The sequence below is a fragment of the Vibrio sp. T11.5 genome, from assembly GCF_027587155.1.
In the GTDB taxonomy this organism is placed as follows: domain Bacteria; phylum Pseudomonadota; class Gammaproteobacteria; order Enterobacterales; family Vibrionaceae; genus Vibrio; species Vibrio neptunius.
The window spans coordinates 211,464-224,349 of record NZ_JAPPTP010000004.1 but is presented as its reverse complement, the minus strand read 5'-3'; the positions used below and the strand labels follow the sequence as shown (position 1 = coordinate 224,349).

General features: G+C 45.8%; 10 protein-coding genes. 5 read left to right on the top strand and 5 right to left on the bottom strand.

Annotated elements, in window-relative coordinates; translation table 11 throughout:
• Window positions 1-15: 15 nt before the first annotated feature.
• Together OH455_RS06770 and OH455_RS06765 are read right to left on the bottom strand one after the other, a co-directional pair.
• Window positions 16-1,500, bottom strand: a complete 1,485-nt coding sequence (locus tag OH455_RS06770) for a non-ribosomal peptide synthetase (protein ID WP_269980832.1) — start codon at window positions 1,498-1,500, stop codon at window positions 16-18.
• Between the two features lie 67 nt (window positions 1,501-1,567).
• Window positions 1,568-4,618, bottom strand: coding sequence for a non-ribosomal peptide synthetase (locus tag OH455_RS06765; protein WP_269980831.1), 3,051 nt, complete (start codon window positions 4,616-4,618; stop codon window positions 1,568-1,570).
• A 452-nt stretch (window positions 4,619-5,070) separates the two neighbouring features.
• Here OH455_RS06765 and OH455_RS06760 point away from each other — a divergent pair, with 452 nt between their 5' ends.
• From OH455_RS06760 to OH455_RS06745, 4 genes are all read left to right on the top strand, one after another.
• Window positions 5,071-6,084, top strand: coding sequence for a methyltransferase (locus OH455_RS06760; RefSeq protein ID WP_269980830.1), 1,014 nt, complete (start codon window positions 5,071-5,073; stop codon window positions 6,082-6,084).
• 523 nt (window positions 6,085-6,607) lie between these two features.
• Entirely contained in the window at window positions 6,608-8,398 is a 1,791-nt protein-coding gene (locus tag OH455_RS06755; RefSeq protein WP_045975758.1) for a M28 family metallopeptidase, read from the top strand.
• 171 nt (window positions 8,399-8,569) lie between these two features.
• Entirely contained in the window at window positions 8,570-10,372 is a 1,803-nt protein-coding gene (locus OH455_RS06750; RefSeq protein WP_269980829.1) for an alpha-amylase family protein, read from the top strand.
• 260 nt (window positions 10,373-10,632) lie between these two features.
• The gene (locus OH455_RS06745) at window positions 10,633-11,082 is read left to right on the top strand and encodes a hypothetical protein (RefSeq protein WP_269980828.1); all 450 of its coding nucleotides are present in this window, start codon (window positions 10,633-10,635) and stop codon (window positions 11,080-11,082) included.
• Here the strand turns inward: OH455_RS06745 and OH455_RS06740 are convergent.
• Window positions 11,079-11,693: a DsbA family protein gene (locus OH455_RS06740; protein ID WP_269980827.1), complete on the bottom strand. Its 615-nt coding sequence runs from the start codon at window positions 11,691-11,693 to the stop codon at window positions 11,079-11,081. The two genes, OH455_RS06745 and OH455_RS06740, sit on opposite strands and share 4 nt — an antisense overlap.
• A 170-nt stretch (window positions 11,694-11,863) precedes the next feature.
• Here OH455_RS06740 and OH455_RS06735 point away from each other — a divergent pair, with 170 nt between their 5' ends.
• Window positions 11,864-12,046, top strand: coding sequence for a hypothetical protein (locus OH455_RS06735; protein WP_269980826.1), 183 nt, complete (start codon window positions 11,864-11,866; stop codon window positions 12,044-12,046).
• Window positions 12,047-12,093: 47 nt separating this feature from the next.
• Here OH455_RS06735 and OH455_RS06730 read toward each other — a convergent pair whose 3' ends face one another.
• A complete protein-coding gene (locus tag OH455_RS06730; RefSeq protein ID WP_269980825.1) occupies window positions 12,094-12,720 on the bottom strand; it encodes a LysE family translocator in 627 nt (208 codons plus the stop codon).
• Window positions 12,721-12,802: 82 nt separating this feature from the next.
• On the bottom strand, window positions 12,803-12,868 hold the full coding sequence (locus tag OH455_RS23365; protein WP_333482722.1) for a hypothetical protein: 66 nt from the start codon (window positions 12,866-12,868) through the stop codon (window positions 12,803-12,805).
• Window positions 12,869-12,886: the final 18 nt, after the last annotated feature.

Here is a 12,886-nt window from a genome sequence, read left to right as displayed (position 1 = left end):
GCTAGAACCTTTTTGTTAGTGAGCGTTTAACGCTGACTTGCTGACTTTCCCATTAGGGAGCGTGGGTAAGCTATCAACGGAGTAATATCGGGAGGGTTGCATGTAATAAGGCAATACTTTTGCCAATTGTTCTTTGATCACTTGCACATCAACGTTGGACTGCTGAGAAGGCACATAGAAGGCTGTCAGATATGACGCCTTACCGTCATCACTGCTATCCACAATCACTGCAGCGTGAGAAATGCTGGGCATCGCTTGTAGCTGAGCTTCAATTTCAGCCAACTCGATTCGGTGACCTCGCAGTTTGATTTGTGAATCGGTTCGGCCGTGGAACAGTAACGCACCGTCTTCTCTGCTACTCACCAAATCGCCTGTGCGGTACATTTTTCCACTCAGGGGATGATCTACAAAGCGCTCTTGAGTAAGGTCGGCACGTTTTAGGTAACCTTTCGCCAGAATATCTCCGGCTAAATACAGTTCACCGCACAGCCCTTGCTTTACAGGCTGTAGGGCTTCATCAAGGACAAGCACTTCTGCGTGAGGAATCGGGCGACCAATGGGCACGACTTTTTCTACGCACTGTGGCTGACAGTACCAGTGACAGGCAAAAATGGTGGCCTCTGTCGGCCCGTAGAGGTTGTGGATATGACCCGGATACTGAGCAGACAGGTCATCCACCAAGCGTTGCGGCAGCGCTTCTCCACCAGAGAAGATATGCTCTAACGACGTACATTGTTGCAGTACATCCGCATCGACAATGATACGCAATGCAGTTGGCACAAACTGCGCGACAGTGACCTGATGCTGCTCAACGAAATCAGCCAGTAGTACGGGATCATACTTAGCATCTTCAGCAATCAGTGCGCAGCTTGCCCCAGTCATCAGAGGCCAGAACATTTCCCAGACTGAAATATCAAAGCTGAATGTGGTCTGGTTCAGTACCCGGCTGTTTGTCGTCAGTTGAAAAGCATCTTGCATCCAGTTGAGGTAATTCACCACCGTATGATGCGCGATCATCACGCCCTTAGGCTTACCGGTTGAGCCTGAAGTGTACATGATGTAACACAAGCTCTGTTCGTCTACCTGTGGTAAGTCTGGGGTTGTTGCGCTGGAAAAATCTATGCTATTCATATCCAACGTTGGAAGATCATTGCTCAGCCAATCCATGCCATTCAAATTGTCAGTGATCACTAGCTTGGCTTCCGAGTGCTCTGCCATATAAGCGAGGCGATCGTTTGGGTAATAAGGATCAAGCGGTAAGTAACAAGCCCCTGATTTCAATATTCCCAATATGGTCGCAACAAGGTTATTGCAGCGGTTCATGTAGATGCCCACAACATCGCCTGATGTAATGCCAGAGTGGATTAATGACTGAGCAATATTATTGGAACGCAGTTCCAGTTGGCGGTATGTAATGTTTTCGCTGTCACTTCGCAGTGCGATATTATCCGGTGTTTTGGCGCACTGATGAGCAAACTGACGGTGGATCAATTTTGACATTGTATTCATCTCTCCATATTTAATCGTTATTCATCTCCGACTCCCTGCGAGCCGGAGACACTCCGCATTACAGAGATAATGTGTCTGAAATCAGAGCCAAGTATTGTTCTGCCAGTAAGGTGACCTGCTGCTTGGTAAACGCCGTAGTTTCATAATCAAAATTGAGGGTCAACTGCTCGCCGTCGTCGACGGTTAAGGTCAAATCGCATCGAGCAGATTGCTCAGCGATGTGTTGAACTTTCATGCGGCAGCCTTGCACCTCTTTAGCTTCCGGCATTGCAGACAGATAATTGAACGTGACAGGGAAACGCAGTTTCTCAAGCCAGCCTTTGCTTCGCATTTCATCAGCAAGTTCTAGGTAGGACACGGACTGATTTTCTATCAGCGAGTAGATCGCTTTGCTGCTGGCTTCAATCAAGCTCACAACACTATCTACCTGATCAACCTGCTCATGGTAGGTGACCATGTTGACGAAACAGCCGAGCTGACCATCATGCTGGCAAAGAGCTCGATTGGAGACAGGCAAGCCAATCGTTAGGTTGTGATAACGAGTTTCGTGGTTTAACACGAGATTAAACAGCGTGAGTAACACGACATAAGCCGTTGTATTGTGTGCGTGGGCAAAGTCTTTTATCGCTTGGCTGAAAGGCTGGGAGAGTTCCACAGCGTAGCCTTGTGGTGACGGGCAATCCGCTCTTGGGTACAACGAACTGTCCGCACCTTTTGTCAGGTAACGATTCAATATCGACAACCAAAATTGCATCTGGCCCTCTTGATCCACCATCGCACCGCGATGCTGTTTCAAGCTCAAATGGTGTCGATGATGCTGCGCAAAACCATAATCTCCTGCTATGTAAGCGCGATAAGCCTGAACAAATTGCTCAAAGAATATGCCAATGGAATCATGGTCAAACACAGCGTGGTGGACACGTACAACGACCACATGTTCATCGTCATTTTTGCTCAATAATGCCAGGCGAATCGGTGGTTCTCTGTCAATATCGATGTCCGGCATATCTGCCATATCCAGCAAATCACAATGCGACATTTCACTGAGTTTGCCCGACACATGCTCAACCTTGCGGTGCGGAATCTCTACTTTTCCCGCACCATAACCACCTTCTTTAGCGGTAAAGTTATCGAGATCGAATTGAGTAGTCAGGATTGGATTACTGGCCAACACCCGATTGAGGCACCATTCCACGCTCTCCGAACTTGCCTTTCCTTCAAGGTAAATACAAAACGCAGGCTGGTAGGCTTTCGGGTTAGCGCTGGTTTGTTCTAACGTCAGGAAGTAAGCCTGTTGCGATGTGAGCGGTTCGAATTGCGTTTCTTGATTCTTCTCATTCGGAGCGGATGTCGCGTCATCCAAGTCATCCGCCAGGTAATAAGGCACGACCGCAGCCAATTTACGCGGCGTCGCATTGCTGAAGAAGAGCTTGAAATCTATCTCGCTGTAGAGGCGACGTCGAATCAGGGTTCTTGCACGCATCGCCTGCAAAGAGTTCCCGCCTAAATCAAAGAAGTCATCATCAACCCCGAGGCCACTAAAACCGAGCACTTCTTGCCAGATGTCAACCAGGTCCCGTTCAAGGTCGTTAGCGGGTGCGCTGCAATCATAATTCAGTTCTGGTCTTACTGGCGCTGGCTCGGGTAGACGAGCGCTATCGAGTTTTCCATTCGGTAGTTTCGGAAAGCTTTCAAGGTAAACGAATTGAGCGGGCATCATCGCACTCGGACAGCGCTCGCTAAGGAAAGCACGCAGATCCCAAGCACTTGGTTTTTTGTCCGTCAGCAAGTAAGCCACCAGCCCACCATTGACCATTTTCACCGCAGCGTCGGCTACTTCACCATGCTGACGAAGATTGGCTTCTATTTCGCCCAACTCAACTCGCACTCCGTGAATTTTCACCTGACGATCTTTGCGGCCAAGGCACACCATGTCTCCGTTTGCGTTGAACTGACCTAAATCTCCGGTGCGATGCGCGCTATGGCCGCGATGAGAAAAGAAACGCTCTGCGCTCAATTCAGGTCGGTGGCTGTATCCACGAGCCACACCCGGACCACAGATACAGATTTCGCCCACACTGTCGCCTGCCACTAATGCGCCCTTTTCATCGAGCAGAAACAACTCACTTCCCGCCAATGCTTTGCCTATGGTCACGGGCTGGTCTGGCTCTAACTCAGTAAACGCACAGTTTGCTACGGTTTCAGTCGGGCCATATAGGTTAAACATACGCACATTCTCGATGCTGTCGAACGTACGTTGCTTAATGTCTTCACCGACAGGTTCACCGGAAAGAAAAACGGTTTCAGGCAGTGACAGCTCACTATCGACTGAGCAGCGGTAATTCAGTAATTCATTCCATATTGTAGGAACACAGTAGATCGCCGTGTTGGTTCGGTTCTGGTACCAATCAAAGAGTCGTTGCGGGTTGTTCAAAGTACCTTCGGGAAGAATATGAAGGGTGTCACCACGTAGCAAAGGAGCAAACAATTGAGTCACCGCAGCCGCAAAGCTTAGAGAGGAGGTGAGCGGAAGAGTTGCCTGAGTTTCAGGCCATAAATCGTGATTAAACCAATCGAGATAATACGCCATGCTGCCATGTTCAACTTCCACCCCTTTTGGTACACCCGTCGAGCCTGATGTGTAAAGGGTATAAGCCAAGTCACAATGGCTTACCTTCGGCAGTGACTCACAGTGTAGAGAGCCAGCTAGATCAAGCGCTGCGACATTCAGTCTCTCTGTCTCGCACTCAGCCATGCTCGGTTTTTTGCTCAGTAGCCCATCGGTGACAATGAGGAATGCACCGGAATCATCCAAAATTTGTTGAATGCGTTTTGTCGGCTGAAACGAAGAGAGAGGTACATAACTGAACCCAGCTTTCATTACCCCCAGAATTACCACAGGCAGCATCAGGCTAGGTTCGAGGTACACCGCCACTTTACCTTTGTCGCCATCAGGATATTGATTGACTAAGTAGCTTGCTAGTTGGCTTGATTGCAACTCAAGCTCAGAATAGGTCAGCAATTTATCTTTGTAGGTAACCGCTATTGCCTCAGGGGAAATCGACGATTGCATTGAAATAGTTTCAAATACAGGATTGTTATTTTTCACAATATTTACCTCGCTGGTTAAGGTATTCCTGAAGTCGAGCGAGAATATTTTCTTGCTGACCGTTTGCTACAAATAAAAGTTAGACGTGAAAACTTAGGATTTAATTAAGGAAACAAATTGGTTTTAATCACCAAGGTTTCAGGGGTATTGCAAAGGAGGGTATAAACTATAAATAACAGCAACTTAAGATAACATTCCTCTTTTAAAGTTAATTTAATCAGCTATAAAATGACTTTAAATTGACCATAAACAAACATAGCGAACACTTTGCAATTAAATTTATCTATCTTTATTCATTATAAAAATAACCATCACAATATAATGAAAGCTTCTACTTTTAGATAACCAAATCAGAGGTAATATGCTGAACTCATGCAATCTTAATTAAATATTAAGTTTTCTCGACTAGCTTGCTAATTAAGCACTGAACAATAGTTTAATGAGGTTGTTTTATGAGTAATGTAGAATCCACTAAAAAGATATCTGAAATCATGATGCTGCCTCTGGCAGCCAAAGCACTCAATGTGGCGGCAGAACTGGGGGTTGCAGACTTGTTAAAAGAAGGCGCGATCGACATCGACGCACTCGCTTTGGCTTGCAATGCAGACAAGACGGTTCTGCTAAGTATGCTGAAGGTCGTTGAACTATTTGGATTCTTTCACATCGAGTGTGATCGAATGATCAGCAATAATACGCACTCCATGTTGCTCCTTTCCGACCACCCTCAATCTATGCGACATTTCTGCCGACTGTTTGGCGAAGAGTATTATCGCGGCTATGAGGGGCTACTACATACCTGTAAGACCGGAGACTCCGGATTCAAACACATCTCTGATCAGACGCTTTATCAGTATTTGGAATCGACTCCTTCTCGTTCCTCCGTGTATGATCTCGCTATGCGTGACTTTTCAAGACCGGTCGGTGCAGAGCTCGCCAGAGTCTTCCCTGATATGTTCAGCTTTGCTGGTAGCTTGATTGATATTGGCGGTGGAAGCGGCGTGATTACCGCAGAATTACTCCATCGCTACGAACATTTGTCTGGGTGTATCTTTGACCGAGAAGAGGTATGCGAGCAAAGTTGGCAGTACCTGCCTAGTGATATTCACGACAGAGTCGAGGTTTGCTGCGGTGATTTCTTTGATTCTATCCCCTCTGGCTACGATATTTATCTGTTGAAAAATGTCCTGCACAACTGGAATGCCCTGTCTTGTAAAAAAATACTCGACACTATTGCTCGGTCATTAGAAGACAATCGTCTGCTGGTGATTGAACCTCTGGTTGAAAACGGGGAGCGCTCTCCACGACTGCTGTTCAACGCGCTGTTCCAATCGGTTATCTGTGAGGACGGAACCCATCAACGCAGCTTAACCGATATGGAGGAGTTGCTCGCCAAATCAAACCTACGCGTCGCCCGCAGCGCAAAACTCGCCACGGGACAGACTGTAATGGAAGTGATGAAAGGCTAACCGGATATTCAGTGAAACGGGCTGCGATACTACTGGCATCAGTGTTGCAGTCCATGTAGATTAACTTTAAGTAGCACAGACCTTTCACCAACATTACGAAAGTCTACCAAAGAATTTACCAACTTTTCTTACCCCACCTGTATGCGCTGGGTATCCTCAGAGCGCATTACAGCGACAGTAAATTGCAAAGCAACCAGCCCCAACTGATTCCTATACACACTCTACTTCTATGCTCGCCTTATTATTCACAGTGCAAATTAGTAATCAACAAAATGCATATTAACTCATCACGTGTCACGAAATTGCTGAAAAGTTAATTATCAATAAAAAGACCACAAAGATCATATAACTAATTGAAAGTGTTGATTTTGAGATCTAGAACATTAGCTCTATCCATGAATTACATGTATCTCATTGTTATTATTTGATATGCATTCATTTTTATAAAAAATGTTAATTTTAACATTTTTATAACTTAATCTTTTGTGAAGAATGGAAAGGATTGTTTAACAAGGAGTCACACATGCAAGTAAGCATAACAACAAAAAAATCCATTCTCGCGACTGTTATCAGTACCACCATGCTATCAGGGTGTTTCTGGGACGATCCACGTGAGGTGGCAAAATACGTCAGTGAAAACATCGATAGAGATGAAGTCGTCAGCCACCTAGTAACGCTAGAAGGTTTGGCTTCTGCCACTACAGATGGCAATTCCATTACTCGTGCAGCTGGCACCAAGGGTTACGCCAACTCGGTTGAGTTCATTGTCGAAACAATGAAAGAACATGGTTACATCGTTACTACACAAGAGTTTGACTTCCGTGCTTGGGAAGAGCTAGCTGGTACGAAAGCCAACGTCGATGGCAAAGATCTTATCAGTGTACGTGAAGCCAGTGACGGCGTTGAAGCAGACTTTGCTGTCATGTCTTACTCAGGTAATTCCAACGGCCAGATTAGTGGCGAGCTCGCGTTCGTGACACCAGACTTCCGCTTTGATGCCCCCGATTACGACAGTACTGATGGCTGTGAAGCATCCGACTTCACAGGCAAAGACGTCACAGGCAAGATTGCCGTTATCCAACGAGGTGGTTGTGCGTTTGACGCCAAAGTTGTAAACGCACAGAATGCTGGGGCGAAAGCGGTTATCGTCTTCAACCAAGGCAACGATGAAGGCAGAAAGTCTGTCGTTAGCGGCACGCTAGGCAGTGACACGAAAGCGACCATCGCCGCTTTGGGCGCGCGCTTCGATCTTGGTCAAGAGTGGTACAACAAAGCACAATCTGAAACAGTATTGGCCAACCTTACGGTCAATGTGAAAGACGAAGATGTCGTAACGCAAAACATTCTTGCTGAAACCCCTCGCGGTAACGACGATCAAGTCGTCATGCTTGGTGCTCACCTTGACTCTGTTCCAGAAGGTCCAGGTATCAATGATAACGGCACAGGTACAGCAGGCCTACTTGAATATGCGGTGACCCTATCTGAGCTTGAAGTACCTGTGAAGAACAAAGTTCGCTTCGCATGGTGGGCGGCTGAAGAAGCAGGTCTAGTGGGATCTGAGTACTACACCAATGACTTGTTCCAACCAATCTACAATGATGCACAAGCTCAAATTCTTGAAGAACTAGGTTTGAAAGATCCAAGTGAGCTAACGCCTGAGCAAGTAGAACTGGTCGAAGCCCGTTACACTGAGCTCAATAAAGTGAAGTTGTACCTGAACTTCGACATGATCGGTTCACCTAACTACATCTATGGTGTGATGGACGGTGACTTGTCCGATACTAAAGACAGCCCAGATAATGCTTACACTGGCGATTTCAAACCTCCATACGGCACATCTGACATCGAATCTATCTTCCAAGAGTTCTTTACTGATAAAGAAGAAGCAACCATTCCTCAAGCTCTATCGAAACGCTCTGACTACGCAGGTTTTGCTGATTGGGGTGTTGCATTTGGTGGCCTGTTCACTGGTGCTGAGAAAGTGAAAACCGCTGAAGAAGTTGAGAAATTCGGCGGTGACATCGATGTGTCTTATGATAAGTGTTACCATCAGGCGTGTGATGACGTGAACAACGTTAACCAGAACGCGCTTTATACCAATACTCAGTCACTTGCTTACGTAACAACTTACTACGCAATGAGCAAACAGTTGTTCCCAGAGCAGCCAGCAGAGCCAGAAGTGAAAGCGCAACGTGCCTTCTCTACTGCTGAAGCGCCAAAAGAGAAACTACGCATTGGCGAAAGACTCAAAGCAGCAGACAGCGTCTCTGATCACGATCACTTCCACGGTGACTTTGATCAAGACCTGAAATAATCACCTTCCGTGATACAAGCGCCGTGCCTCGCACGGCGTTTTTCGTTCTATCTCACGTTTTCATCACTGAGCCGCTTTCTACGCCCCACACTCTCGCCAAAAGGAGGAGTCAAACCCCATCAACTTCCACTAGCCTTAAATCAACCTCAATAAGAATGGTTAGATTGCTGAATGAAGAAGTACAATATTTATCAGGTCTTTACCCGTCTTTTTGGCAACACGAATACCACCAATCATCCATGGGGCAATATAGATACCAATGGGGTTGGCAAGTTCAGTCACTTTACTGAAAAGGCTTTAAATGAAATTCGTGATTTGGGCATCACACACATCTGGTTTACTGGCGTACCACACCATGCCCTAGTCAATGATTACACGCATGTAGGAATCGATAATGACCACCCTTCGGTTGTCAAAGGTCGTGCAGGCTCTCCTTACGCGGTAAAGGACTACTACTCGGTCAACCCAGATCTAGCTGATAACCCCAGTCGACGAAACCAGGAATTCGAAGATTTAATCAGTCGCACCCACAATGCAGGCCTCAAAGTTATCATCGACATTGTGCCTAATCATGTAGCTCGGGTTTATAAAGGATTAAACAATCCTTCGGGGGTGGAAGATTTTGGGGCTCACGATGAAACCAATGTCTGCTATCACAGAGACAACAACTTCTACTACATTCCAGATACTCCTTTTGAACTACCAAGCGAATTATCGCCTGAAAATATCCTAGGAGGTGAGGGACATCCTCATTTAAAAACGCCTTATCAGGAGTTTCCGGCAAAATGGACAGGCAACGGTTCAAGGAAAGCTCAACCGTCCATTGATGATTGGTACGAAACAGTAAAAATTAATTATGGTGTTCGCCCTGACGGCAGCAAAGACTTTCCTATACTACCGGAAGAATACCGTTTCAAACCTCACTCAGATCACCATCAATTCTGGCAGGATAAATCCGTTCCGGATTCATGGCAAAAGATTCGGGATATCGCACTTTACTGGCTTGAAAAAGGCGTCGATGGCTTTCGTTACGACATGGCCGAAATGGTGCCTGTCGAGTTTTGGAGCTATCTCAACTGTTCGATAAAAATGGCTAACCAAGATGCCTTTCTGATGGCTGAGGTCTATCAGCCAGAACTTTATCGCGACTATATCCAGCTCGGAAAAATGGATTACCTCTACGACAAGGTTGATCTCTATGACCAGTTGAAGTCAATTATACAAGGTCACGGTTCTACGCGAGAGATTGGCCACATTGAGTATCAGCTACGCGATATTGAGCACCATATGCTGCACTTTCTCGACAACCATGATGAACAGAGACTTGCTTCGCCTGAATTTTCGGGGTGTGCTCAAAAAGGCAAACCCGCCATATTGGTGTCTACTTGCCTATCAAGTTCCCCTAGCATGATCTATTTTGGTCAGGAAGTCGGTGAACCTGGGGCGGAGCTTGGCGGATTTGGCACACCCAGCCGCACGTCGATATTCGACTATGTGGGCGTCCCTCACCATCAACGTTGGATGAACCATGGTGCTTTTGACGGAGGCCAACTGAGTGAGGAAGAAAAAGCGCTAAGACTCTTCTACCAAAAGCTGCTTAACCTAACATTAAAGAGCTCTGCGCTATTGGGAGACTATCATGACCTTTACGCAGCGAACTTTGACAATTTCGGCGAAATGCAAGATCAGTTGTTCGCTTTCGCCAGATCCAGTGAACAACAAAAGCTGATTGTTATTGCCAATTTCAGCGCGCAACAAGGTAAGCAAGTCGAACTGATTATCCCTTACTCAATCATTATTGAGTGGCAGCTGCTTCCCGGACAATATCGTTGGATAGATAGGATCAGTGACTCAGAGTACACTCTCAATGTGACTCAAACATCAGCTTCTATTTCTATGTTGCTTTCCCCACTGGCAAGCCTGTTTCTGGAGCTTGCCGCCCCTAATTCGGAACAAAAAGGTGGCGAGCAGTAACAGCGAAATCTCGATTCAGCTTGGGCCCGCGTCTCTTCAATTCTTATCGAAAGCGAACGCTAATACACGTCTTATAGAACTCGATTGCCCAGATATCTCTGGGCAATACTATTTCGTTTCAAATTTAATCTTTCTAATAATCAATCCATTACCTTTCACATTTGCTATTTTTAATTAATTTGCAAAAACAATATTTGCAATAGCAACTATTGTTTTGTAAATTTAAATCATCCCATACAGATAAAGCAAAGGTAATTAAGATGAAAAACTGGATTCGAACAACACATAAAGCAGCCGCCTTAAGTGGCTTTATGATGATTCTAAGCTTCTTTACTAGCACGCTTTATGTGGAACTTTTTGGCAGTTTTGCTCAGATCGCAAGCGTTAAGACATACATCTTCTACGCAATATGGTTTTTGATTCCAACCATGGCATTGGCGGGTATTACGGGGGCGAAAATGGCACCGAAGGTCACAAGAGGGCCGATTGCAGCAAAGAAAAAGCGCATGCCCTTTATCGCGTTGAATGGTTTGCTAGTTCTGACGCCAGCAGCCATCTTTCTTCACTATCTTGCAAGCGCAGAGCAGTTTACCAGCACGTTTTACATCATTCAGATTATTGAATTAATTGCGGGCTTCACCAACTTGATACTAATGAGCATGAGTATCCGAGACGTTATGCAGCAGAAAAAACCCGCGCAATTAGCCTAAGCCACTAAACGATGGATCTGCTCAATGGTATCTTGGGCAGATTCATAATCAACGGGCAGCTCGACCACACCATTGGCCGTCTCTACAAACAAGGATGGGAAACTATTCCCACCGATAGAACGAGCGAAACCCAGTTCCTCCATAAATTGTTGGTTTAGAGCTTCAGACTGAAAATCTTGCAAGAACTGCGCTTCATCAAGACCAATCTCCGCAGCTATCGCAATCAATACTTCACTGTCACTCGGGTTTCGTGCTTGAAGGTAATAAGCATGCTGAATGGCGCGTAGCATCTCTTTCTCCGCTCCCTGCTTGCGTGCCGCTAACACTGCTCGACAAGAAGGATAAGTTGAGCGCTTAGGGGTGTTTTTCGTCCAGAAGTCATAGTTGAACTCAGTGCCCAGATAGTTTTCGATCTTTTTCCAATACGAGGCAATTTGTTCACGCATGGCGATGGGCATAGGCTCCATAGAGTCTGGTGCCAATCCACCCACCACATACTGCACTGTCACCTCATCAGCTAACGCAGTCTGGATCTTTTCCCAAGTGGGCTTGTAACCCCAACACCAAGAACACATAGGGTCGTAAACGTAGTAGAGTTTGGCTGCTTGCATGAGTTCATCCTTATAATGAGTAGCGAATCAGGGTCTACATCACCAATTCGTCTATTTCCTTTAACCCCATAGAGGTAATTGTCACCTCTACTTGATCGAGATCATTTTAACAAAGTCATTACATCATTTATGTTGACATAATGTTACAGAGATTAACAAGAGGGATGCCCATGGAACTGAAAAAAGACCCAAGATGTTACACTGACGTGTGTGTAGATGGTAAATGGTTTCACCATGATCACTGTACCAGTAAAGCGTATATGCTCAAGGGCGGTGCGGATGTGAGTGTGGAATTTAACAAAATACCTGAAACAGAAGACGAACTTATTGAGCTGTTAGTTCAGAGTGTTTAAATAACAAGCGCTTAGCCCCCACATTGCTAAGCGCTTGTTTTTATCTTTCATTTGTTGATTGCGAGGTAAGTACCGGCAGCAATCATCACGCCACCAGCCCCTTGATTCAGCTTGCGTTGAGCACTTGGTGTTTTCAACACTTTAACCAGTCGCCCTGCGCCAATCGCGATCATCATTAACCCTGTCATTAGAGCAACAACGCTTAATACCGCAGCTAGAGCAATATCCTGACTATTAAGAACGGTTAAGTCCATAAACGTTGGCAGGAATGAAATATAGAATAGGATCACTTTAGGGTTTGAAGCCGAGATCAGAAAGCCCTGTACAAATCCGGCGATATGAGACGGTGCTTTTGGTGTTTGATCTTGTTGAATCGCTTCACTGGCCTGAGGCAGTGCTTTAATCATCTTATAACCGAGATAGATGAGGTAAGCCGCACCGACGTAGCGAATCACCACAAACAGAGTTGCCCAGTTTTCAGCTATTGCGGCCAAACCCAAGCAAGCTAAAAGGAGATAGATAACATCGCTGGCAACCATTCCAGCAGAAAGAGAAATACAGTGTTTTGCACCTGAAACCATCGCACGAGCAACAATGGCAAATACGCCCGGCCCAGGTGTAATGCTAAAGATCAACATAGCAATAAAAAAGGTGATCGCGCTTTCAACGGTCATGGCTGTGCCTCAATACATAGTGGGTTACTGAAAAGTAACATTATTGTATAAAAATACAATCGCCTTGCAGCATTCAAACTCACTATAATTTCAGCCAACTGGCATACTCAGGATCCGTATCTTTCAGATCCATGTAAATCCAAACCATGCGGTCGACAAACCATGC

Excerpts from the sequence above, each read along its gene's own strand:
- OH455_RS06750 (WP_269980829.1), top strand. The coding sequence starts at position 8,570 with ATGAAGAAGTACAATATTTATCAGGTCTTTACCCGTCTTTTTGGCAAC.
- OH455_RS06760 (WP_269980830.1), top strand. The coding sequence starts at position 5,071 with ATGAGTAATGTAGAATCCACTAAAAAGATATCTGAAATCATGATGCTG.
- OH455_RS06755 (WP_045975758.1), top strand. The coding sequence starts at position 6,608 with ATGCAAGTAAGCATAACAACAAAAAAATCCATTCTCGCGACTGTTATC.
- OH455_RS06730 (WP_269980825.1), bottom strand. The coding sequence starts at position 12,720 with ATGACCGTTGAAAGCGCGATCACCTTTTTTATTGCTATGTTGATCTTT.
- OH455_RS06745 (WP_269980828.1), top strand. The coding sequence starts at position 10,633 with ATGAAAAACTGGATTCGAACAACACATAAAGCAGCCGCCTTAAGTGGC.
- OH455_RS06740 (WP_269980827.1), bottom strand. The coding sequence starts at position 11,693 with ATGCAAGCAGCCAAACTCTACTACGTTTACGACCCTATGTGTTCTTGG.
- OH455_RS06735 (WP_269980826.1), top strand. The coding sequence starts at position 11,864 with ATGGAACTGAAAAAAGACCCAAGATGTTACACTGACGTGTGTGTAGAT.
- OH455_RS06770 (WP_269980832.1), bottom strand. The coding sequence starts at position 1,500 with ATGTCAAAATTGATCCACCGTCAGTTTGCTCATCAGTGCGCCAAAACA.